This is a genomic window from Micromonospora sp. NPDC049257 (assembly GCF_040678915.1).
Classification (GTDB): Bacteria; Actinomycetota; Actinomycetes; order Mycobacteriales; family Micromonosporaceae; genus Micromonospora; species Micromonospora antibiotica.
In genome coordinates this window covers 283,881-306,731 of record NZ_JBFAQU010000007.1, presented here as the reverse complement: position 1 = coordinate 306,731, position 22,851 = coordinate 283,881, and the positions used below count along the sequence as shown (strand labels likewise).

The window sequence follows — 22,851 nt, the reverse complement described above, 5'->3', positions numbered from 1 at the left end:
GGCCCCCTGCCGGCCCGGCCCCCTGCCGGCCCGGCCCCCTGCCGGCCCGGCCCCCTGCCGGCCCGGCCCCCTGCCGGCCCGGCCCCCTGCCGGCCTCCACCCTCACCTGCCCGTGCAGGCCTTCCAGCCCGCCCCGTCGCGCGTGGGCGGTGGTGGTGTTCGGTGATCAAGAGATTTAGGTCAGGAACGGGCGCTGGGATGACGCGAACCTCTTGATCACCGGGGCGAGGGCGAGGGCGAGGGCGAGGGCGGGGTGGGGCGAGGGAGGGGAGGGGGAGGGCGGGACGGGGCGAGGGTGGGGGTGGGGTGGGTGGGTAGGGTTGGTGGGGGAGAAGGGGTGTGGCTGGTGAGGGTTCTGGCGGCGATGTCGGGCGGGGTGGACTCCGCTGTGGCGGCGGCGCGGGCGGTGGACGCCGGGCACGACGTGACCGGGGTGCACCTGGCGTTGTCCCGTAACCCGCAGACCTTCCGGACCGGGGCCCGGGGGTGCTGCACGCTGGAGGACTCCCGGGACGCGCGGCGGGCTGCCGACGTGATCGGCATCCCCTTCTACGTGTGGGACATGGCCGAGCGGTTCCACGCCGACGTGGTGGACGACTTCGTCGCGGAGTACGCGGCCGGGCGTACCCCGAATCCGTGTCTGCGCTGCAACGAGAAGATCAAGTTCGCGGCGGTGCTGGACCGGGCGGTGGCGCTGGGCTTCGACGCGGTGGTCACCGGTCACCATGCCCGGCTCGGCCCGGACGGGCTGCTGCGCCGCAGTGTCGACCTCGCCAAGGACCAGTCGTACGTGCTGGCGGTGTTGACCCGCGCGCAGCTCGACCGGTCGGTGTTCCCGCTCGGTGACGCCACCAAGGCGGAGGTCCGCGCCGAGGCGGCCCGGCGTGACCTGGCGGTCGCCGAGAAGCCCGACTCGCACGACATCTGCTTCATCGCCGACGGCGACACCCGGGGTTTCCTCGCCGGGCGGCTCGGCGAGGCGCCCGGCGAGGTGGTCGACGCGTCCACCGGCGAGGTGGTCGGCAGTCACACCGGCGCGTACGCCTACACGGTGGGCCAGCGGCGCGGCCTGCACCTGGACCGGCCCGCCCCGGACGGGCGGCCGCGTTACGTGCTCTCCATCACCCCCAAGACCAACACGGTCACCGTCGGACCCGCCGAGGCGCTGGAGGTTTCCGTGGTCCGCGCCAGCCGTCCGGTCTGGACCGGTGGTGCGCGGCCGACCGCGCCGATCGAGTGTGAGGTGCAGTTGCGGGCGCACGGCGACGTCGTACCGGCCACGGTGAGCGTGGACGGCGACACGCTCGTCGCCGAGCTGCGCCGTCCCGTGCGCGGGGTGGCCGCCGGGCAGGCCGTCGTGGCGTACCGGCCGGATCCGGCCGGTGACGTGGTGCTCGGCTCCGCCACCATCACCGGCTGATCCGCCCACGACGGGGTGCCGTCGGGCTGACCGTCGGTCGGGTGGGTCGCTGCTGAACTGACCGTCGGTCGGGTGGGTCGGCGGGGGCCGGTTACCCTTCGGCGGTGACTCGACAGCAGCTCTGGCCCTGGCCGGCGGGCGCGGCGACCGGCATCGGTTCGCTGCCCGGCACCGACATCGCCGAGGCGCAACGGATCGTCATCGGTGAACTGCCCGCCCTACCGCACCTGCCCGAGTTGCCCGCCCGGGGGCCGGGCGCCGACCTGATCGGGCGTACCGGCGGGTTGCTCGTGGAATTGCCGGTGGAGCTGTACGCCGCCCGTTGGCGGATCGCCCCCCGCCCCGGTCGGGACCTGCGCCGATCCCGGGACCTGCTGGAACGTGACCTCGACCAGCTCGCCGAGCAGGCCGAGGCGTACGCCGGGCCGGTGAAGGTGCAGGCGGCGGGACCGTTCACCCTGGCCACGGCGGTGGAGTTGCCGATCGGCGGGCGGCTGCTGCGCGACCCGGGTGCGGTGCGGGAGCTGACCGCGTCCCTGGCGGAGGGGCTGCGGCTGCACGTCGAGGCGGTGGCCCGCCGGCTGCCCCGGGCCTCGGTGCTGCTCCAACTCGACGAGCCGTCGCTGCCGGCGGCGCTCGCCGGCCGGGTCCGCACCGAGAGCGGTCTGGGCACCTACCGGCCGGTCGACACCACCGTCGCCCGTTCCCTGCTGAGCGAGGTGATCAAGGCGGCCGGGGTGCCGACGGTGGTGCACTGCTGCGCCCCGGACGTGCCGTTGGAGCTGCTGCGCACCGCCGGGGCGGTCGGGGTGGCGCTGGACCTCGCCCTGCTCACCGACCTGGACCCGTTGGGCGAGGCGATCGACGCCGGTCTCGGCCTGCTGGCCGGGGTGGCGCCGACGCAGCCGCCGTCGGCCGGCCGCGCGCCGACGTCGGCCCAGCTCGCCGATCGGGTACGCGGACTCTGGGACCGCCTCGGCTTTCCGCGCCGTCAGCTCGCCGAGCAGGTGGTGGTCACCCCGGCCTGCGGTCTCGCCGGAGCCGGCCCGGAGTACGCCCGCGCGGTGCTCACCGCCTGCCGGGACGCCGCCCGCCGGCTGCACGAGGAGTGAGGGTTTTCCGTCGTACCGGGTGGGCAGGATGACGGTCATGATTGGAAAACTGCGTACCGTCGCCATCGACTGTCCCGATCCGCGGGCCCTGGCCGGTTTCTACGCCGAGCTGCTCGGTCTGCCCCTGGTCGAGGCGGACTCCGACGGCAACGAGTGGGTCGTGCTGGGCGGTCCGCTCGGGCAGCAGCCCCGGCTCGCCTTCCAACAGGCAACCGACCTGATTCCCCCGGCCTGGCCTGATCCGGCGCGTCCGCAGCAGGTCCACCTCGACGTCACGGTCGACGACATCGAGGTGGCCGAGAAGGCGGCGCTCGCCCTGGGCGCCCGGCGGCTGCCCGGCGAGGGGGAGGGTTTCCGGGTGTACGCCGACCCGGTGGGCCACCCGTTCTGCCTCTGCTGGGACTGATGCCTTCCGCCGCCGGACGGGCAGCGGCGGGTGCCGCCGTGGCGCTGCCCGGCCGGCGGCGTCCGGGGTGCCGGGGTGGCCTGGGCGGGGCATGATCGGGTCGTGATCGACTCCTCGCTCCGTCGCGCCTCCGGTTCGCTGTTCGGGCTCGCCTACGGCGATGCGCTCGGCAAGCCGACCGAGTTCCTGTCCGTGCCCGAGATCCACCGCCGGTACGGCCCGGCGGGGCCACGGGAACTGGTCGGCGATCCGGTGCTGGTCACCGACGACACCCAGATGGCGCTCGCGGTGGCGTGGGCCCTGCACGACGCACCCGGGTACACCCCGGAGGCCGTCGAACCGTTGCTGCGTCGGCGCTTCCTGGACTGGGCCGCCAGCCCGGAGAACAACCGGGCACCGGGGATGACCTGCCTGCGGGCCTGCGGCGAGCTGGGTCGGGGGCTGCCCTGGCAGCAGGCGACGGTGGTCGACTCCAAGGGGTGCGGCGCGAACATGCGGGTCACCCCGGTCGGCCTGCTCGACATCGACCTGGACACCCTCGCCGGGCTGTCCCAGCTCCAGGCCGGCCTCACCCACGGCCACCCCACCGGCCTGGCCGCCAGTGAGCTGACCGCGTACGCGGTGCGGGTGCTGTGCGACGGCGCGGCGCTGACGGAGCTGCCCGGCCTGCTGACCGACCGGGCCCGCGACCAGCGCCACACGTACCGCGACGACTGGTTGGGTGACCTGTGGCGGCGGTGCGGGGCGGACTCCCCGGCGGAGTTCATCGCCACCGGCTGGGACGAGTGCCGGTCGGCGCTGGAGCGGCTCGACGCCGCGCTGCGCCGACCGGACGACGGGGGAGACCCGTGCCGGTACACGGGCGAGGGCTGGATCGCCGAGGAGGCGCTCGCCACCGCGCTGCTCTGCGTCCGGCGGCACCCCGACGACCCGGTGGCCGCGCTCGGCCGGGGCGCGACCACCGCGGGTGACTCGGATTCGATCGCCGCGTTGGCCGGCGCGTTCCTCGGCGCGGCCTACGGGCTGTCCGGCTGGCCGCCTGCCTGGTCCACCCGCATCGAGTACGCCGACCAGCTCGCCACCCTCGGCGCGGCCTGGGACTGACCCGCCCGCCCGGCCAGATGCCGCCAACCCGCCCGCCCGACCGCCGGGCCGGATGCCCGCCCGACCGCCGGGCCGGGATGCCGACCGCCGGGCCGGATGCCCGCCCGACCGCCGGGCCGGGATGCCGACCGCCGGGCCGGATGCCCGCCCGACCGCCGGGCCGGATGCCCGACCGCCCACCTGCCCGGCCGACCGCCCACCTGCCCGGCCGGCTGGATGCCGCGCCGTCGCGGTGTCGGTCACCACGACGGGAGCGCCGGGGGTGGTGCGGTGCTCAGGCCGGGCTGCGTCGCCCGTGCAGTCGCTTCACCCGCCGCCACAGGGCCGGGTCGCAGCTACCGGCCCGGCGGGAGAAGGCGTCGGCGGGGATACGCATCGGCTCGGCCAGATCCAGCCAGCTGTCGTGTTCGGCGTCCGGGTCCCAGTCCCGGGTCGGGATCGACACGTGGTCGTCCCGGTCGCTCTTGTCCTGACTGGTGATCTTGAGGACCTCGATGCCCCGGTCGTCGGCGCGTACCACCAGGCAGGGGCGTACCTTCGAGCCGGTGCCGTCGTGGAACGGTACGTCCGCCCACCAGATGTCACCCGGGCGGGGCGTGCCGGTGGGGGTGCGGGGACGCGGTGGCGCGGTCGGTCGGGCCCGGTCCCGGGGCGGGGTGCCCCGCTCCGGTCGGGTGCGCCCGTCGCCACTCGACGGTCGCCCGCCCCGGCGTCGCCACTCGTTCCAGGCCCAGCCGGCGGCGACCGCCAGGACGATCAGCAGCCCCCACAGCAACCACTCCGGCATCGGTACCCCGCCTTCCTCCGGGCGGCCACCGCGCCGCCGACGTGCGGCGATCGTCGCACGCCCCGGGGCCGGCCGCCCGTCGGGCGGGGTGGGGCAGGCAGGGGGAATGTCCCACCGGCCGGTTACCGTGCTCCAGTAGCGTGATCACGGGGGAGGTTCGCACGGTGTCCGGAGGCGACAGGGTGTCGGAAGAAGAGATTCCCCAGCAGGTCAGCGCGGCCCAGGAGGCGGCGGCCGGCGGTGAGCCCACCCCCGAGGCCCGGGAGCGGCACGCCACGTTGGGTCAGGAGCTGACCGAACACCAGTACCGCTACTACGTCCTCGATGCGCCGACCATCACCGACGCCGAGTTCGACAGGCAGTTGCGCGAGCTGGAGGCGTTGGAGGCGGAGTACCCGGCACTGCGTACCCCCGACTCGCCGACACAGCGGGTCGGCGGCACCTTCTCCACCGATTTCACCCCGGTCACCCACGCCGAGCGGATGCTGTCGCTGGACAACGCCTTCGCCGACGAGGAGCTGGCCGCCTGGGCCGAGCGGGTCGAGCGGGACGCCGGTGGCCCGGTGCCCTACCTGTGCGAGCTGAAGGTCGACGGCCTGGCCATCAACCTGACCTACGAGAAGGGTCGGCTGGTCCGCGCCGCCACCCGGGGCGACGGGCGCACCGGTGAGGACGTCACCGCCAACGTGCGCAGCATCCGCAGCGTGCCGGCCCGGCTCACCCCGTCCGACGAGTTCCCCGACGTTCCGGAGCTGCTGGAGGTGCGGGGCGAGATCTACTTCCCGGTCGCCGGGTTCGCCGACCTCAACGCCAGCCTGGTCGAGCAGGGCAAGGCGCCGTTCGCCAACCCGCGAAACGCCGCCGCCGGCAGCCTGCGCCAGAAGGATCCCCGGATCACCGCGTCCCGGCCGCTGCGGCTGGTGGTGCACGGCACCGGCGCCCGCACCGGCTTCCGGCCGGCCACCCAGTCCGAGTCGTATGCGGCGCTGAAGGCGTGGGGGCTGCCGACCAGTGACCGCTGGCGGGTGGTGCCCGACCTGGCCGGCGTGGCGGAATACATCGCCCACTACGCCGAGCACCGGCACGACGTCGAGCACGAGATCGACGGGGTGGTCGTCAAGGTCGACCCGGTGCCCATCCAGGGTCGGCTCGGCTCGACCAGCCGGGCGCCCCGGTGGGCGATCGCCTTCAAGTATCCGCCGGAGGAGGTCAACACCACGCTGCTCGACATCGAGGTCGGCGTCGGGCGGACCGGCCGGATCACCCCGTACGCGGTGCTGGAGCCGGTGCACGTGGCCGGTTCGACGGTCGCCCAGGCCACCCTGCACAACGCCCGCGAGGTCGAACGCAAGGGGGTGCTGATCGGCGACACGGTGGTGCTGCGCAAGGCCGGCGACGTGATTCCCGAGGTGCTCGGCCCGGTCATCGAGCTGCGACCCGCCGACGCCCGCCCGTTCGTCATGCCCACCCACTGTCCGTCCTGCAACACGCCGCTCGCCCCGGCCAAGGAGAGCGACGTCGACATCCGCTGCCCCAACACCCGCAGCTGCCCGGCGCAGCTGCGGGAACGGGTCTTCCACCTCGCCGGGCGGGGCGGCTTCGACATCGAGGTGCTCGGCTACAAGGGCGCCGCCGCGCTGCTCGACGCCGAGATCATCGGCGACGAGGGTGACCTGTTCGCCCTCGACGCCGCGCAGCTCGCCCGCTCGCCGTTCTTCGTCAACAAGGACGGCAGCCTCGGCACCAACGCGACCAAGCTGCTCGACAACCTCGCCGTGGCCCGGGAACGCGACCTGTGGCGGGTGCTGGTGGCGCTCTCCATCCGGCACGTCGGGCCCACCGCCGCGCAGGCCCTGGCCCGGCACTTCCGTTCGGTGGCGGCGATCGAGGCGGCTGCCGAGGAGGAACTGTCCTCGGTCGACGGGGTCGGTCCGACCATCGCCGCCAGCATCAAGGAGTGGTTCGCCGTCGACTGGCACCGCGACGTGGTCCGCAAGTGGGCCGAGGCCGGGGTCCGGATGGCCGAGGAGGCGGTCGACGAGGGGCCGCGCCCGCTGGAGGGGATCACCGTGGTGGTGACCGGCACGCTCGCCGGGTTCAGCCGGGACCAGGCGGCCGAGGCGATCCAGAGCCGGGGCGGCAAGGTCACCGGTTCGGTCTCCAAGAAGACCGGCTTCGTGGTGGTCGGCGACAACCCCGGGTCCAAGGCCGACAAGGCGGCCGGGTTGAAGGTGCCGGTGCTCGACGAGGACGGCTTCCGGGTGCTGCTCGACGCCGGCCCGGAGGCGGCCCGCGAGGTGGCCCGGGTCGAGGAGAGCTGAGCGTCCGGCCGCTGACCTGACCGTCCGCCCGTCCTGCTCCGCCCATAGGTGAATCTTGGGGTCGTATACCAACTTAGTCACGACTACGACCGATTCGTGGCTGTCGTACGGGTCCACCGGCACCCAGGGCGTTTCATGGTGGCAGGTGTGCGACCGGCGTACACCCTGATGGGGCGTGCCCGGGAGGTGCGATGGAGACCGCCGACCCCCGCAACTCGTTCCCGGGCGGGCAGGAGGGGCCGTTCCTGGGCCTCGTCGTCGGGGTGATCGGCCTGGCCGTGCTGGCCTGCGTCGGGCCGCTGATCGACCTCGTCGGCCGGCTGGACCAGCTCCCGGTGGCGTTCTGGACGATGGCGGTGCTCGCGGTCGGCTGCGACGCCCGACCCTTCATCCCCTCGGGACGCCGGCAGACCTCAGCGGTCTTCCCGTCCACCTGTTTCACCTTCGCCATCCTGCTCGGCTGGGGGCTCGGGCCGGCGGTGCTGGTGCAGGCCGTCGCGGTCGCCGTCTCCGGCGTACGGCTGGGCCACGCCCCATGGCGGACCACCTTCAACGCCGCCCAGTACGCCTGCGCGCTCACCGCCGCCCACCTGGTGCTCCGGCTCGGACCGGGCGGGCTGTTCGACGACGACCGGGTGGGCTGGACCGACGTCCTCACCGCCGGGGGTGCGACCGTCACCTGGTTCGTCGTCAACTACGGGCTGGTCAGCACCGCGTTGCGGCTGCGCTTCGGTGGCCGGTGGTGGCCGGCCGCCCGGCAGGGGCTGCCCTTCGAACTGCTCTCCACCGGTTCGCTGCTGCTGCTCGCCCCGGTCCTGGTCACCGCAGCGCGGGCCAACGCCGCGCTGATCCCGCTGGTGCTGGTGCCCCTGTTCGCGGTCTACCGGATGGCGCACCTCTCCGACGAACAGGTCCAGCTCGCCGCCCTCGACCCGCTCACCGGCCTGCCCAACCGCAAGGCGCTGCTCGCCGAGGTGGCCGAGCAGGTGCACCGGCATGCCGAGCGGGTCGCCCGGGGGGACCGCGGCGCACAGGTGGCGCTCCTGCTCATCGACCTGGACCGGTTCAAGAACGTCAACGACGCGCTCGGCCACGCGGTCGGTGACCGGCTGCTGGTCGAGGTGGGTGCCCGGCTCGCCGAGGTGATCGGGGAGCGCGACCTGCTGGCCCGGCTGGGCGGGGACGAGTTCGCGATCGTGGCCGGTGGGCTCGACGGGGTGGCCGAGGCCCGGGAGTTGGCGGACCGGGTGGTCGCCGCGTTGGCCGAACCGGTGTCGCTGGACGGGCTGCCACTGGACGTCGGCGGTTCGATCGGCATCGCGCTCTTCCCCGACCACGGCGAGGACTACGCCACCCTGATGCGCCACGCCGACGTCGCCATGTACGACGCGAAGCACCGCAACGACACCGTCGCCATGTACGCGGCCGAGTCCGACCACAACTCCGCCGAGCGGTTGGCGCTCCTGGCCGACCTGCGGCGCGTACTGGAGGCGGGGCCGACGGGCGGGCGGGCCGTGCGCGGCGGTGACGGCGCGACACTGCCGTCCCGGCTGGCCCCCGTCGACGGACCCGCCGGTGGCCCGGCCCCCCGCGTCGGCGGACCGGGCCGGTGGTGGCTGCCGCGCCGACGGCAGCGGCCCACACCGGTGCACCCCGACGAGTTGTTGAACCGGATCCTCACCGGTGCCGACCCGGTCCGCCGTCACGGTGGGGTCCCGGAGCACCGGCCGGCCGTGCCGACCCCGGCGGCGCAGGACGTCGCGCCTCCGGCCGGCCCGGCGGAGGTCGGCGAGATCACCATGTACTACCAACCGCAGGTCGCCATCGCCACCGGCGAGGTGGTCGGGGTGGAGGCGTTGCTGCGTTGGCGGCACCCGCGCCGGGGGATGGTCGACCCGGAGGAGCTGATCCGGGTCGCCGAGCAGAGCGCCGTGATGCGCCTGCTCACCTACCGGGTGATCGACGACGTGGTGGCGCAGCTCGCGACGTGGTCGGCGGCCGGGATCACCCTGCGGGCGGCGGTCAACGTCAGCGTGCGGGACCTGCACACCGGGGAGATCGTCGACCGGATCGCCGACCGGCTCGCCGGTGCCGGGGTACGCCCGGAACGGCTGCAGCTGGAGATCACCGAGGGGGCGCTGATGGCCGACCCCCGACGGGTGCTGGCCACCATCACCCGGCTGCACCAGCTGGGGGTCGCCATCTCGCTGGACGACTTCGGCACCGGCTACTCGTCGTTGCAGCACCTGCGCCGGCTGCCGCTGTCCGAGGTGAAGGTGGACCGGTCGTTCGTGCTGGGGATGGCCGAGGACGCCGACGACGCGGCGATCGTCAAGTCGACGATCGAGCTGGCCGGTGCGCTCGGCCTGCGGGTGGTCGCCGAGGGGGTCGAGGACGAACGGACCTGGCGGCTGCTGCACGCGGCCGGTTGCGACGCCGCGCAGGGCTGGTTCTACGCCCGCCCGATGCCCGCCGACGAGTTGACCGCCTGGCTGGCCCGCTACCGCCCGCTGAGCCCCGTCCCCAGCCCGGACGCCGAGATCCCCCGCCGGCACGCCCGCTGACGGTCGCCGGCACATCCACGGGGGTGGGCGGGCGGCCCCCGGACCGGCCGGCGGCCCGGACGCAGGGGGAGTCGGAGGTGTCGGGGTGAGCGCAGGACAATAGACTCGCTCCGGTCACCGCGCGTCAATCCCGTCGACGGCGCGGCCGGCACACCGAGACGCAGCAGCACAGCCACGAAGGGGGCACCGATGGCCGCCATCTCCCGCGAGGAGGTCGCGCACCTCGCGCGACTGTCGCGGCTCGCCGTCACCGAGGAGGAGCTGGACACCTTCGCCGGCCAACTGGACGTGATCCTCCAGTCGGTCGCGCAGGTCGGCGAGGTCACGGCGGCGGACATCCCGCCGACCTCCCACTCGGTGCCGCTGACCAACGTGCTCCGCGACGACGTGGTGGTGCCCGGGTTGACCCCGCAGGAGGCGCTGTCGGGTGCCCCCGACGTCGCCGAGCAGCGGTTCCGCGTCCCGCGCATCCTGGACGAGGACGTGGCGTCGTGAGCGGGTGTGAACGTGACACCGGGTGTGATCCGGTGAGCGGGCGGGGCGAGCGAACCATCGAGCACAGTGCGCCGGGTGTCCGGGGCGCCGGTGAGCGGAGCGAGGCGACGGCATGACCGACCTGACCAGAATGACCGCGACCGACCTGGCCGGCCTGGTGGCCTCGGGGGAGACCTCCGCGGTCGAGGTGACCCGGGCCCACCTGGACCGGATCGCCGCCGTCGACGACCGGGTGCACGCGTTCCTGCACGTCGACACCGAGGGGGCGCTGGCCGCCGCCCGCGCGGTCGACGAGCGGCGGGCCGCCGGTGAGCAGCTCGGACCGCTGGCCGGGGTGCCGGTGGCGGTGAAGGACGTGCTCACCACGAAGGGCGTACCGACCACCGTCGGCTCCAAGATCCTGGAAGGCTGGCGTCCGCCGTACGACGCGACGATCGTGCAGCGGCTGCGCGCGGCCGGCACGGTGATGCTCGGCAAGACCAACATGGACGAGTTCGCGATGGGTTCCTCCACCGAATACTCGGCGTACGGCCCGACGCACAACCCGTGGGACACCGACCGGATCCCGGGCGGCTCCGGCGGGGGCAGCGCCGCCGCGCTGGCCGCGTACGAGGCCCCGCTGGCCATCGGCTCCGACACGGGTGGCTCGATCCGCCAGCCCGGCGCGGTCACCGGCACCGTCGGCGCGAAGCCCACCTACGGCGGCACCTCCCGGTACGGCCTCGTCGCGTTCTCCTCCTCGCTGGACACCCCGGGCCCGTGTGCCCGTACGGTGCTCGACGCGGCGCTGCTGCACCAGGTCATCGGCGGGCACGACCCGCGCGACTCCACCTCCATCCCGCAGCCGGTGCCGGACGTGGTCGCCGCCGCGAAGCTCGGTGCGACGGGCGACCTGACCGGGGTGAAGCTCGGCATCGTCAAGGAGTTCACCGGTGAGGGCGCGGAGCCGGGCGTGATGGCCGCGTTCCGCGAGTCGGTGGACACCCTGGCCAAGCTGGGCGCCGAGATCGTCGAGGTGTCCTGCCCGCACTTCCGGTACGCGCTGCCGGCGTACTACCTGATCGCGCCGAGCGAGTGCTCCTCCAACCTGGCCCGGTTCGACGGGGTCCGGTTCGGGTTGCGGGTCGGTGACGACGGCAACCGGTCGCTGGAGGAGGTCATGTCGCTGACCCGGGAGGCCGGGTTCGGCGCCGAGGTCAAGCGGCGGATCATGGTCGGCACGTACGCGCTGTCGTCGGGCTACTACGACGCCTACTACGGGCAGGCGCAGAAGGTCCGTACCCTGATCACCCGGGACTTCACCTCGGCGTTCGAGCAGGTCGACGCGCTGATCTCGCCCACCACGCCGTTCGTGGCGTTCCCGATCGGGGCGCGCACCGCCGACCCGTACCAGATGTACCTGGCGGACCTGTTCACCATCCCGACGAACCTGTACGGCGGGCCGGGCATCTCGGTGCCGTGCGGCCTGTCCGAGGGGCTGCCCGTCGGTCTGCAGGTGATGGCCCCGACGATGGCCGACGACCGGATGTACCGGGTCGCCGCCGCGCTGGAGTCCGTGGTCGGCACGTTCACCCCACCGGCACTGTGAGGCTGGAGTTCAGATGACGACGACACTGCCCGCGTACGACGAGGTCGTTGCGCGTTACGAGCCGGTGATCGGCCTGGAGACCCACGTCGAGCTGGGCACGAACACCAAGATGTTCTGCGGTTGCCCGACCGACTTCGGTGGGGAGCCCAACACCCGGGTCTGCCCGGTGTGCCTGGGCCTGCCCGGTTCGTTGCCGGTGGCCAACAAGGCGGCCATCGAGGCGACCATCCGGATCGGCCTGGCGCTGAACTGCTCCATCGCCGATTGGTGCCGGTTCGCCCGGAAGAACTACTTCTACCCGGACATGCCGAAGGACTTCCAGATCAGCCAGTACGACGAGCCGCTGTGCTCCGACGGCTACCTGGACGTCGAGGTGAACGGCGAGCTGGTGCGGATCGGCATCGAGCGGGTGCACCTGGAGGAGGACACCGGCAAGACGCTGCACGTCGGTGGGGCCACCGGCCGCATCCACGGGGCGACCGAGTCGCTCGTCGACTACAACCGGGCCGGCATCCCGCTGGTGGAGATCGTCACCAAGCCGGTCCCCGGCACCGGTGCGCTCGCCCCCGAGGTCGCCAAGGCGTACGTGACGGAGCTGCGCGACGTGCTGCGTTCGCTGGGGGTCTCCGACGTGCGGATGGAGGAGGGGTCGCTGCGCTGCGACGTCAACACCTCCCTCAACCTGCCGGGCGAGGAGTGGGGCACCCGCACCGAGACCAAGAACGTCAACTCGTTGCGGTCGGTGGAGCGGGCGGTCCGTTCGGAGATCCTGCGGCAGGCGTCCGTGCTGGACGCGGGCGGCCGGATCACCCAGGAGACCCGGCACTTCCACGAGGACACCGGGGACACCACGCCGGGCCGGTCCAAGGAGACCGCCACCGACTACCGCTACTTCCCGGAGCCGGATCTGGTGCCGCTCGCCCCGGACACCGCCTGGGTGGCCGAGCTGAAGGCGGCCCTGCCGGAGCTGCCCCGGCTGCACCGTCGCCGGCTCCAGGAGCAGTGGGGCCTGTCCGACCTCGACATGCAGTCGGTGCTCAACGCCGGTGCGGTCGAGCTGATCGAGGCGACCGTGGCGGCCGGCACCACCCCGGCGGCGGCCCGCAAGTGGTGGCTGGGTGAGCTGTCCCGCCGGGCCAACGAGACGGGTGTGGAGCTGGCCGACATCGGGGCCACCCCGGCGCAGGTCGCCGAGCTGCAGGGCCTGGTCGACGCGGGCAAGCTCAACGACAAGCTGGCCCGGACGGTGCTGGAGGGCGTGGTCGACGGCGAGGGTTCGCCCACCGAGATCATGACCAACCGGGGTCTGGAGGTGGTCTCCGACACCGGCGCGCTCACCGCCGCCGTGGACGAGGCGATCGCCGCCAACCCGGCCATCGCCGACAAGATCCGCAGCGGCAAGGTCGCCGCCGCCGGTGCGCTGGTCGGCGCGGTGATGAAGGCCACCCGTGGCCAGGCCGACGCCAAGACCCTCCGTGACCTGATCCTGGAGCGCCTCGGCGTCCAGGGCTGACCCGAGCGGGCCGGAGCCGAGGCTTCCCGCCCGCGACCGGCGAGGGCCGCCGTCGTGACCCGACGGTGGCCCTCACCCCTTCCCCCGGGGTACGCGCGCGACCCGCGCGACCCCCCACCGAGGGCGTCAACGGCGACGCCCGGATGGAGTTGCCGTGAACGAGCACGACCTCGACGTCCTCGACGAGATCCAGCGGCGGGTGCTGTGGCTCGCCACCCGGATCGTGGACGCGGCCAACCACGACCGGGACACCGGCGACGGGGTGAAGGTCGGTGGGCACCAGGCGTCGAGCGCCTCCCTGGTCACCGCGATGACCGCGCTGTGGTTCGCCCACCTGGACGCCGAGGACCGGGTGGCGGTCAAGCCGCACGCCTCCCCGGTGTTCCACGCGATTCAATACCTGCTCGGCAACCTGGACCGGTCGTACCTGACGCAGCTGCGGGCGCGGGGCGGGTTGCAGTCGTACCCGTCGCGGACGAAGGACCCGGACGAGGTGGACTTCTCCACCGGTTCGGTCGGGTTGGGCGCGGCGGCCCCACTGTTCGCTGCGGTGACCCGCCGCTACGTCGACGCCCACTTCGGGGCCCGCCCGCACTCCCGGTTCGTCGCGTTGATCGGCGACGCCGAGCTGGACGAGGGCAACATCTGGGAGGCGGTCGCCGACCCGGCCACCACCGGCCTCGGCAACGTGATGTGGCTTGTCGACTTCAACCGGCAGTCGCTGGACCGGGTGGTGCCCGGCATCCGGATCGACCAGTGGCGGGGGCAGTTCGAGGCCGCCGGTTGGCACGTCGTCGAGGTCAAGTACGGCCGCCGGCTGGCGCAGGCGTACGCCCGGCCGGGTGGGGCGGCGCTGCGCGACTGGATCGACCGGATGCCCAACGAGCAGTACCAGTCGCTGTTCGGGTTGGCCGGGCCGGCGCTGCGGCAGCAGTTCCTGGACGGGGCGCCCGACGGTATCGCCGGGTTCATCGCCGATCTGACCGACGAGGAGCTGGCCCCGCTCGTCACCGACCTGGGCGGGCACGACCTGGCGGCGATGCTCGACGCGTACGCGCAGTGCGACGCGGTCACCGACCGGCCCAGCGTCGTCTTCGCGTACACCGTCAAGGGGTGGGGGTTGCCGCTCGCCGGTAATCCGCGCAACCATTCGGCGTTGCTGTCCACCGGGCAGGTCGACGTGTTGCGGGCGGCGCACGGCCTGACCACCGCGACCGAGTGGGACCGGCTCGACCCGGCGAGTCCGGCCGGCATCCGGGCCGGCGCGCGCCGTGAGGCGCTGGCCCGCGCGCCCCGCCACCGCTCGCTGGGGGTCACCGTCCCGGAGTCCACCGGGGTACGCACGCAGAAGCCGATCTCCACCCAGGAGGCGTTCGGGCGGGTGCTGGTGGAGCTGGCCCGGGACCCCCAGGTCGCGCCCTACCTGGTCACCACCGCGCCGGACGTGGCGACCTCCACCAACCTGGCCGGGTTCATCAACCGGACCGGGGTGTTCGCCCCGACCGAGCGGCGGTCCTGGTCGCAGGACCGGATGCTGCGCTGGACGGAGAGCCCCGCCGGGCAGCACATCGAACTGGGCATCTCCGAGATGAACCTGTTCCTGCTGCTGGGTCAGCTCGGCCTGTCCTGGGACCTGTCCGGGCAGCCGCTGCTGCCGGTCGGCACCGTCTACGACCCGTTCGTGCTGCGCGGGCTGGACGCGTTCCTCTACGGCACCTACTCGGGTTCCCGGTTCGTGGTGGCCGGCACCCCGTCGGGCGTCACGCTGGCCCCGGAGGGTGGCGCCCACCAGTCGACCATCACCGCCTCCGTCGGCCTGGAACTGCCCGGGGTCACCTTCTGCGAACCGGCGTACGCGACCAGCCTCGACTGGTTGCTCTGTGACGCGTTCGGGCAGATCGCGCAGGGCGCTGCGCCGGCCGCTACCGCCGCGCCGGCCGAGGACGGGGCGTACTACTTCCGGTTGAGCACCCGCCCGCTGGACCAGACACCGTTCGAGGCGGCCCGGGTCCGCCTCGGCGACGCGGTGCTGCGCCGGCAGGTGGTCGCCGGGGCGTACCGGCTGGTGGACGCGCACCAGGCGTACCCGCAGCTGGCCGACGCGCCGGTGGTGACCCTGGCCGCCTCGGGGGCGGTGCTGCCGGAGGTGCTGGCCGCCGCCGCCGAACTGGCCGACGAGGGCATCGCCGCGCACGTGGTCGACGTGACGAGCCTGGACCGCCTCTACCGGGCGTGGCAGCGCACCCTGCGCCAGGGCGTGCGTACGGCGACCGTGCCGAGCGTGCCGGGCGCGTTGCGGGCCGCCTTCGGGGACCGTACCCCCCTGGTGACCGTGCACGACGCCGCCTCGCACGCGATGGCCTGGCTCGGCTCGGCGCTGGGTGTGCCGGCGGTGCCGCTCGGGGTGGACGAGTTCGGCCAGTCCGGCAGCGTCCGCGAGCTGTACGAGCTGCACGACCTGCTCCCCGGCAGCATCGTCAACGCCGCCCTGGCCGCCCTGTCCCTACGCTGACGGGTCGCGATGGTGCCTCGCGTGGTCCGGGCCATCTCCGGTTCGGGAAACCCACCCCTCAGCGCGGCAGGCCACCTGTCTGATTACCCTCTGTGATTGTTGTGGCTGGTGCCGCTCTGGGTCACTCTGAGTGTTCTTCCTGGCGATCCTCGTGATGTGGGTCTGCATCCTTTGCTCTGCTGCCATAGAGGCGACACGGCTTTGAACAGGGAGAATGTAGAACGCTGCGACTGGGGACGATTGGCAGCTTCCTGACGGAAGGTAACTGTCGCGGTGAGGGCAGCAGAGCAAAGGATGCGGGTGTGCATAGGTGGGTGCGGCCTGGAGGTGACGCTTGGTGACATTGGTGGAGGTGGTGGGTGGGGCGTTCGCGCATCAGAGGCCCTGGCAGTGGGCGTGCAGCCATCGGCAATGCGCCGGCAGCGGCGGTGGCGTGGCGGCGGTCCACCCGCTGACGTCGGCTGTGCGCCGGTCGCCTGGCGGACGTCGGCTGTGCGCCGCCGCCTGCCCCGGCCGCCGGCCCGTGCCCCGGCTGCCGGCTCCTGCCCCAGCCGCCTGCCCCAGCCGCCTGCCTGACCACGGTGTGTCGGCGGTCTGCCTGTCGGGGGTCAGCTGGTCGGGGTGGGGGCCGGCGAGGTGGGGGTCGGGGCGCTCCCGGAGGGGGACGCCGACTCCGACGCGCCCCGGGTCGGGGTCGGGGTGACCGGGACGTCGGCGCCCTTCGCCGGATCGCGGATCACGTGACGTTCCAGGTTCACCTGGGCCTGCCCGGTGCCGCCGACCGTGATGTCGTCGTAGGCCTGGAGCAGCTTCTGCTGGTCGAAGTAGAGCACCGACATCGACAGCGGGGTCGGCTTCTCGCCCTCCAGCCCGCGTAGGCCGGCACCGCCGGTGGAGCCCTCCACCATCAGCTGGGTCGGCTGCTGGCCGTCCACCTGCGGCAACTTCGACATCTGGCGGGCGTGGGTGTGCCCGGCCAGCACCAGGGGGCAGGTGCCGGAGAGCGGCCCGGCCGACGCCGGATCGTGCACCAGGGCGATGTTCACCGGTCGCGGCGAGCTGCGGATCGTGCCGGCGAGCGTCTCGCCGGCCCCGATGACCTGGTCGGCGACCTGGGCGGTGAGGCCGCTGCCGGCCGGCGAGGTCTCCTTGTCCGGGGTGAACCGGGGGTCCCCGATGCCGGCGATGGTCAGCCCGGCGACGGTGGTGGTCGAGTTGTTCAACACCACCGCGTTGGGTTGCCGGGCCACCGCCGCCGCCGTCCTGGGTGAGTCGTGGTTGCCCCGGATGTAGACGTACGGCTTCTTGAGCAGGCCGATCGACCCGACGTACGACGCCTCGGGTTCGCTGCCCCAGTCGGTCAGGTCACCGGTATCGATCACCACGTCGATGCCGAACTGCTCGACCACGGTGCGGATCAACTGCCAGCCGGTCGGGTTGAGGTGCATGTCGGAGACGTGCAGCACCCGGGTGGTGCCCGGTGCCGGCTCGTACACCGGCAGGGCCGAGACCGTGGTGTAGAGCTGGCTGACGTTGCCGACCAACCGTTGCAACTGCTCGGCGTAACGGCTGTAGTCGTTGGCGATCCGCCGGGCGTCACCGACGATCGCCGGGGCGTTGACCAGCAGCCCCTCGTACCGTGGCTCCTCGATGGCCTGCGGGCGCAGGGTGCCCGCCGCGAGCCCGAGGCTGCCGACGGTGACCACCAGGGCCACCCCACCGGCCCAGGCGGTCCGCCGGGTGTCCCGGAAGACCAGAGCCGCCAGGATCAGGGTGACCAGCACCGCCGCGCCGAGGGTACGCAGACCGAGCCGCAGCACCCCGTTACGGACGTCCGTCACCGCCGACTGGCTGGCCCGGCTGATGCTGGCCGGGTCGTCGATCAACGCCTCGGTCTTACGCTGGTCCAGCGCCCCCAGGCCCACCGTCAGGTGGGTCGGACCCTGGTGGCTGTCGAGCTGTAGCGCCCCCAGCGGGGGGATGTCGACGGTGGTGCCGCCCCGCACGGCCGGCGCGAGGGTCAGGTCGGCGCGGAACGGGCCGATGTCGGTGCTGACCCGACCACCGGCGAACACCCCGATGACCGTTCCGGTCAGCGCGACCAGCAGCACCGCCAGCACCACGCCGGCCCGGCGCGTCCCCCTTGACCGGCCGGTGGGCCACCGGGGCGACCAGCGCCGCTCACGCCGGGCGGGGGTGTCGTCGTCCCCGGGCCCGCGCTGCTCGTTCTCCTGACCGTCCATGCTGAGATTCTGACCTGCCCACTGAAAGATCTTGGCAAACCTGGCGGACGGGCAGCCGATCCGCCCGGTACCTGCCCTGCTGTCCGACCGTCGGCGTGTCGTCAGCTCCGGCCGGCACCACCGTCGGCGAAGACCAACCGCAGCAGCCGGTCGTCCTCCGGCACCGGCTGGCCCCGCCCGTCGTGGTTGGAGGTGGAGACCCAGAGCGAACCGTCCGGGGCGGCGGCGACCGCCCGCAGCCGACCGTACTTCCCGGTGAGCAGTTCCCGGGGTGCGCCCAGCACGGTGCCCGTGTCGGTCAACTCCACCAGCCAGAGCCGCTCGCCGCGCAGGCAGGCGGCGGCCAACAGCCGGCCCGTCGCGGCCAGCCCCGAGCAGGACGCCTCGTCGGTGCCCCACTGCACGATCGGGTCGACGAACCTGCCGTCACCCGCCTGACCCTCCACCGTCGGCCAGCCGTAGTTGGCGCCCTTGTCGATCCGGTTGATCTCGTCCCAGGTGTTCTGTCCGAACTCGGTGGCGTACATCCGCTTGCCCGCGTCCCAGGCCAGTCCCTGCACGTTGCGGTGCCCCAGCGACCAGACCGGCGAGCCGGGGAACGGGTTGCCCGGGGCCGGCTTGCCGTCCGGGGTGATCCGCAGGATCTTGCCGGCCAGGGTGGCCCGGTCCTGCGCGGCGGCCCGGTCACCGGCGTCGCCGGTGCTGACGTAGAGCTGCCCGTCCGGGCCGAAGGCGAGCCCACCGCCGTTGTGGTTGCCGGCCTTCGGGATGCCGGTCAGGATCGGCGTGGGTGCGCCACCCAGCGTCAACCGCGCCACCCGGTTGTCCTGCTCGGTGGTGTAGTAGACGAACACCGACCGGTCCTGCGCGTACGCCGGGGAGACGGCGATGCCGAGCAGCCCCGCCTCGCCGGACGCGGCCACCCCCGGCACGGTCTGCGCCGGGGTGACGGTCAACCCCTGCGGCCCCGACTCCGGCCCGACCTTGAGGATCCGGCCGCTGTCCCGTTCGGTGACCAGCGCCGCCCCGTCGGGCAGGAACGCCATCCCCCACGGCACCCGCAACCCCTTGGCCAGCACCGTGGCCACCACCTGCTGCTCGGGGGTGTTCGCCGACGCCGACGGGGTCGGCAGGTTGGGTGGTTCACCGGCCGGATCGGGATCCGGCGGGCCTAGACTGCACCCGGTCAGCAGCAGCGCGACACCGGACGTCGCCAGGGCCGCGCGGACCCGGGCGGTGCGGGGGTACGGGAGACGGGCGCTCACCCGGCCCAGCCTAGCCCGCGAATCGGGGCCCGCCGGGCCACCGGGAACGGCCCACCGGTCGGCGACCGCCTCAGCGGGCCCGTACGGCCAGCAACGCCACGTCGTCCTCACGCCGCTCCTCCGAACCGAGCAGCAGGTCGCACAGGTCGGCGGCGGGTCGGACCCCGGCGGCGGTGACCCGTTCGCACAACTGCGCCATGCCCTCGTCGATCGGCTGGTCCCGCCGCTCCACCAGCCCGTCGGTGTAGAGCAGCAGGGTGTCCCCGGGGGCGAGGAGCACCCGTGCCCCGGTGCGGGGGACCGGCCGGGTCAACCCCAGCAGCGGTTCCCGCCGACCGTCGAGCAGCCGTACCGTGCCGTCGGCGGTGACCAGCAGCGGCGCGGGATGGCCGGCGTTGCACCAGGTGACCGCCACCCCGTCGGGGACCGGCCGCAGTCGGGCCAGCACCGCCGTGGCGGCGGTCGGGATGCGCAGCCCGGAGATGGTGGCGTCCAACCGCCGCATCAGCTCGTCGACCGGATCGGTGCGCCCGTACGCGTTGCCCCGGACGAGGTTGCGCAGCTGACCCATGGTCGCGGCGGCCTCGATGTCGTGGCCGGCGACGTCCCCGATCGCCGCGACCAGATCGCCGTCGGGCTGCACGAAGGCGTCGTACCAGTCGCCGCCCACCTCCACCCGGTCGGCGGCCGGCTGGTAGCGGGCCACCAGCTCGACCCACGGGCTCTGCGGCAACTGCGGGAGCATGCTGTGCTGCAGCACCTCGGCGACGTGCCGTTGCTCGCCGTAGATCCAGCCGTTGCCGACCGCCTGCCCCGCACGCCGGCCGATCTCCAGCGCGGTGCCGAGGTCGTCGTCGTCGAAGGCCCGCCGGTCGGGCCCGGCGACCAGGGTGACCGCGCCCATCGCCGTACCCCGGCCGGGGGCCGGCACCGGCACGGTCAGGTGTGAGGCGAAGCCCAGCCGCTCGGCGAGGGTCACCAGCTCCGGCTCGTCGCTCGCCTGCCGGACGTCGTCCAGGTCGGCGACGTGGCGCAGCACCGGCTGGCCGGTCCGCAGCACCGTCCGGGTGATCGAGGCCGGGCCGAGCCGGCGCAGCGCCAGCTCGCCGAACCGGGCGGCCTCGGCGGCGCGGGCCGGATCGCGGTGCACGGTGTTCACCCACCGGGGGGTGCCAGCCTGGTCGACCAGGGTCACCATGGCCCAGTCGGCCAGCAGCGGCACCACCGCGTCGGCCAGCCGCGCCACGGCCGTCTCGACGTCGAGCGTGCCGGCCAGGGTTTCGCTCAGCGAGGCGAGCAGGTTGAGCCGGTCGTGCGCGTGTTCGACCAGCCGGCGGGCCTGCTGGGCGGCGTCCAGGGCGATCCGCAGCCGCAGCTCCGAGGAGCAGGCCGCCGCCAGGTCGGCAAGCGTCCGCAGCTGCGCCTTCGTCCACGCCCGGGGTTTGCTGTCGATCGCGCACAGCGAGCCGAGCACCCTGCCGTCCAGGTCGGTCAACGGCATCCCGGCGTACGCGACGACACCCAGTTCCGGCACGGCCAGGTTGTCCCGGACCCGGGGGTAGAGCCGGGCGTCCGGCAGCACCAGTGGGATCTCGGTGTCGATCACGTGTTGGCAGAACGAGTGGCTCAACGGGGTCTGCCGGCGGGCGGCCCACGGGTCGGGCAGCCCGACCGCGCCGGGAAAGAACTGCCGGGTCTCGGTGACCAGGGAGACCAGCGCCACCGGCACGTCGAGCAGGTCGCTGACCAGCCGGGCGAACCGGTCGAACGCCTCGTCCGGCGCGGCGTCCAGCCCGGTGTCGGTCAGTGACCGCAGTCGGGCCGGGTCGGCCAGCGCGGCGATCCCGACGGCTGGCCGTTCGCTGCGCTCGGTCATCGACCACCTGTCTGCCTGGATGGGGGACGCCGATCGACGTCCGACCCCCGGTTATACCCGCCCCGACCGTCGCGCGCCCGGGGAGGTGGGCGACATCGCCCGGTGCGGCGTCGGTGGGCCGGCCCCTCGGAACAGCCTGCCGACGGAGGGCTATCGTCGGCACGCGTGAAGGTATGGATTCCGCATCCTGTCGGTGTCGAGCTGCTCGGGGCGGTGCCGGCCGGTGTCACCGTACAGCCGTGGACCGATCCGGAGAATCCGCCCGGCGACCCGACCGGCGTCCGGTTCTGGGTGCCGCCGTTCCTGGCCGGGGTGGACACCACGGCGATGCTGGGCCGGCTGCCGGAGCTGGCGGTGGTGCAGCTGCTCTCCGCCGGGGCGGACGCCTGGTCCGGCCGGGTGCCCCCCGGGGTGACCCTGTGCGACGCCCGGGGGGTGCACGACGCCGGTACCGCCGAGTGGGTGGTCACGGCGATCCTGGCCCAGCTGCGGGGCTTCCCGGAGCTGGCCCGCGCCCAGTCGCGGCGGGAGTGGGCGTACGACCGGGTCGCGCCGACCGACGAGCTGACCGGCAAGCGGGTGCTGATCGTGGGGGCCGGTTCGATCGGTGCGGCGGTCCGGGCCCGGCTGGCCCCGTTCGACGTCACCTTCACCCTGGTCGCCCGGACCGCACGGCCGGCGGAGGGGGTGCACCCGGTGACCGAACTGCCCCGGCTGCTGCCCGAGGCCGACGTGGTGGTGCTGCTGGTGCCGTTGACCGAGGCCACCCGGGGGCTGGTCGACGCGGGTTTCCTGGCCGCCATGCCGGACGGGGCGCTGCTGGTCAACGCCGCCAGGGGCCCGGTGGCGGACACGTCGGCGCTGGTCGCGGAGCTGACCTCCGGCCGGTTGCGGGCGGCGTTGGACGTGACCGACCCGGAGCCGCTGCCCGCTGACCATCCGCTCTGGGAGTTGCCGAACGTGCTGCTCACCCCGCACGTCGCCGGCTCGGTACGGGGGCTGCTGCCCCGGGCGTACCGGCTGGTGGGGGAGCAGTTGCGGCGGTTCGTCGCCGGGGAACCGCTGGTCAACACGGTGGTCGACGGCTACTGACGCCGTCGGTCGCGACGGACCGGTGGTGGTCGCGGACCGGTGGTGGTCGCGGCGGACCGGTGGTGGTCGCGGGCCGGTGGTGGTCGCGGCCCGGTGGTGGTCGCGGCCCGGTGGTGGTCGCGGCCCGGTCGGGACCGGCCGGCCCGGCGTGGACCCCGGGGTCAGTGGGCCTCGGGCAGGGACTGGCCGGTGATCGAGATCAGGCGGGGCAGGTCGACGCCCCGGACCGCAGGCAGGGGCAGGTGCTGCCCGTCGGCGAGCCGGACGACGGCCCGGCCGCGCGGGTCGGCGGCCAGCTCGACGACCTGCTCCCAGGGGATGCGTCGCCCCCCGGCCAGCGCCCGCAGGCGCAGCTCACGCGGGTCGGCGTCGGTGCCGGAACGCCAGGCCCAGATCGCGACGGTCAACGGGATCAGCAGCACCGGCAGCAGGTACCACCGGGCGGCGGCCAGGGGCAGCGCGCCGATGGTGGCGATGACGGCCGCGACCAGGATGGCCTGGTTGTGCCGGAAACGGATGGTGTCGGCGCGACTCACCCCCCGATGATCCCACC

At 73.8% G+C, this 22,851-nt stretch carries 16 protein-coding genes; 11 read left to right on the top strand and 5 right to left on the bottom strand.

Features of this window, described 5'->3' with window-relative positions; all coding sequences use genetic code 11:
* The first annotated feature begins 346 nt into the window (after positions 1-346).
* The 4 genes from mnmA (at position 347) to AB0K25_RS14445 (ending at position 4,042) form a co-directional block, all read left to right on the top strand.
* On the top strand, positions 347-1,420 hold the full coding sequence (gene mnmA / locus AB0K25_RS14460; protein ID WP_219468006.1) for a tRNA 2-thiouridine(34) synthase MnmA: 1,074 nt from the start codon (positions 347-349) through the stop codon (positions 1,418-1,420).
* A 104-nt stretch (positions 1,421-1,524) separates the two neighbouring features.
* Positions 1,525-2,532, top strand: a complete 1,008-nt coding sequence (locus AB0K25_RS14455; protein ID WP_219468009.1) for a methionine synthase — start codon at positions 1,525-1,527, stop codon at positions 2,530-2,532.
* 37 nt (positions 2,533-2,569) lie between these two features.
* Positions 2,570-2,938: a VOC family protein gene (locus AB0K25_RS14450; protein ID WP_208567309.1), complete on the top strand. Its 369-nt coding sequence runs from the start codon at positions 2,570-2,572 to the stop codon at positions 2,936-2,938.
* A gap of 102 nt (positions 2,939-3,040) precedes the next feature.
* Positions 3,041-4,042, top strand: coding sequence for an ADP-ribosylglycohydrolase family protein (locus AB0K25_RS14445; RefSeq protein ID WP_363820468.1), 1,002 nt, complete (start codon positions 3,041-3,043; stop codon positions 4,040-4,042).
* Between the two features lie 274 nt (positions 4,043-4,316).
* Here AB0K25_RS14445 and AB0K25_RS14440 read toward each other — a convergent pair whose 3' ends face one another.
* The gene (locus tag AB0K25_RS14440) at positions 4,317-4,829 is read right to left on the bottom strand and encodes a type II toxin-antitoxin system PemK/MazF family toxin (protein ID WP_219468016.1); all 513 of its coding nucleotides are present in this window, start codon (positions 4,827-4,829) and stop codon (positions 4,317-4,319) included.
* Positions 4,830-5,011: 182 nt separating this feature from the next.
* On the opposite strand from AB0K25_RS14440, the gene ligA reads away from it, so the two are divergent.
* From ligA to AB0K25_RS14410, 6 genes are all read left to right on the top strand, one after another.
* Entirely contained in the window at positions 5,012-7,150 is a 2,139-nt protein-coding gene (ligA, locus tag AB0K25_RS14435; RefSeq protein WP_219468020.1) for an NAD-dependent DNA ligase LigA, read from the top strand.
* 191 nt (positions 7,151-7,341) lie between these two features.
* Entirely contained in the window at positions 7,342-9,714 is a 2,373-nt protein-coding gene (locus AB0K25_RS14430) for an EAL domain-containing protein (RefSeq protein WP_219468024.1), read from the top strand.
* 189 nt (positions 9,715-9,903) lie between these two features.
* A complete protein-coding gene (gene gatC / locus AB0K25_RS14425) occupies positions 9,904-10,209 on the top strand; it encodes an Asp-tRNA(Asn)/Glu-tRNA(Gln) amidotransferase subunit GatC (RefSeq protein ID WP_088641698.1) in 306 nt (101 codons plus the stop codon).
* 112 nt (positions 10,210-10,321) lie between these two features.
* Entirely contained in the window at positions 10,322-11,797 is a 1,476-nt protein-coding gene (gene gatA / locus AB0K25_RS14420) for an Asp-tRNA(Asn)/Glu-tRNA(Gln) amidotransferase subunit GatA (RefSeq protein WP_357534682.1), read from the top strand.
* A gap of 13 nt (positions 11,798-11,810) precedes the next feature.
* Positions 11,811-13,310 (top strand): Asp-tRNA(Asn)/Glu-tRNA(Gln) amidotransferase subunit GatB, encoded by a 1,500-nt coding sequence (gene gatB / locus AB0K25_RS14415; RefSeq protein WP_363820464.1) that lies wholly within the window; start codon positions 11,811-11,813, stop codon positions 13,308-13,310.
* 154 nt (positions 13,311-13,464) lie between these two features.
* Complete coding sequence (locus AB0K25_RS14410) at positions 13,465-15,822, top strand: transketolase C-terminal domain-containing protein (RefSeq protein WP_219468029.1); 2,358 nt, start codon at positions 13,465-13,467, stop codon at positions 15,820-15,822.
* A 608-nt stretch (positions 15,823-16,430) separates the two neighbouring features.
* On the opposite strand, the gene AB0K25_RS14405 is transcribed toward AB0K25_RS14410, so the two are convergent.
* From AB0K25_RS14405 to AB0K25_RS14395, 3 genes are all read right to left on the bottom strand, one after another.
* Positions 16,431-18,065: a metallophosphoesterase gene (locus AB0K25_RS14405; protein ID WP_357534680.1), complete on the bottom strand. Its 1,635-nt coding sequence runs from the start codon at positions 18,063-18,065 to the stop codon at positions 16,431-16,433.
* A gap of 101 nt (positions 18,066-18,166) precedes the next feature.
* Positions 18,167-19,330: a PQQ-dependent sugar dehydrogenase gene (locus tag AB0K25_RS14400; RefSeq protein ID WP_357534678.1), complete on the bottom strand. Its 1,164-nt coding sequence runs from the start codon at positions 19,328-19,330 to the stop codon at positions 18,167-18,169.
* Positions 19,331-19,400: 70 nt separating this feature from the next.
* The gene (locus AB0K25_RS14395) at positions 19,401-21,206 is read right to left on the bottom strand and encodes a SpoIIE family protein phosphatase (protein ID WP_219468038.1); all 1,806 of its coding nucleotides are present in this window, start codon (positions 21,204-21,206) and stop codon (positions 19,401-19,403) included.
* 165 nt (positions 21,207-21,371) lie between these two features.
* Here AB0K25_RS14395 and AB0K25_RS14390 point away from each other — a divergent pair, with 165 nt between their 5' ends.
* The gene (locus AB0K25_RS14390) at positions 21,372-22,298 is read left to right on the top strand and encodes a 2-hydroxyacid dehydrogenase (protein ID WP_219468040.1); all 927 of its coding nucleotides are present in this window, start codon (positions 21,372-21,374) and stop codon (positions 22,296-22,298) included.
* 161 nt (positions 22,299-22,459) lie between these two features.
* Here the strand turns inward: AB0K25_RS14390 and AB0K25_RS14385 are convergent, their stop codons facing one another.
* Positions 22,460-22,834, bottom strand: coding sequence for a PH domain-containing protein (locus AB0K25_RS14385; RefSeq protein ID WP_357534675.1), 375 nt, complete (start codon positions 22,832-22,834; stop codon positions 22,460-22,462).
* Positions 22,835-22,851 lie beyond the last annotated feature (17 nt).

What these genes read in the sequence shown, in the direction of transcription:
- AB0K25_RS14405 (WP_357534680.1), bottom strand. Translation starts at nt 18,065, where the DNA reads ATGGACGGTCAGGAGAACGAGCAGCGCGGGCCCGGGGACGACGACACC.
- gatB (WP_363820464.1), top strand. Translation starts at nt 11,811, where the DNA reads ATGACGACGACACTGCCCGCGTACGACGAGGTCGTTGCGCGTTACGAG.
- gatA (WP_357534682.1), top strand. Translation starts at nt 10,322, where the DNA reads ATGACCGACCTGACCAGAATGACCGCGACCGACCTGGCCGGCCTGGTG.
- AB0K25_RS14450 (WP_208567309.1), top strand. Translation starts at nt 2,570, where the DNA reads ATGATTGGAAAACTGCGTACCGTCGCCATCGACTGTCCCGATCCGCGG.
- gatC (WP_088641698.1), top strand. Translation starts at nt 9,904, where the DNA reads ATGGCCGCCATCTCCCGCGAGGAGGTCGCGCACCTCGCGCGACTGTCG.
- AB0K25_RS14395 (WP_219468038.1), bottom strand. Translation starts at nt 21,206, where the DNA reads ATGACCGAGCGCAGCGAACGGCCAGCCGTCGGGATCGCCGCGCTGGCC.
- AB0K25_RS14440 (WP_219468016.1), bottom strand. Translation starts at nt 4,829, where the DNA reads ATGCCGGAGTGGTTGCTGTGGGGGCTGCTGATCGTCCTGGCGGTCGCC.
- AB0K25_RS14430 (WP_219468024.1), top strand. Translation starts at nt 7,342, where the DNA reads ATGGAGACCGCCGACCCCCGCAACTCGTTCCCGGGCGGGCAGGAGGGG.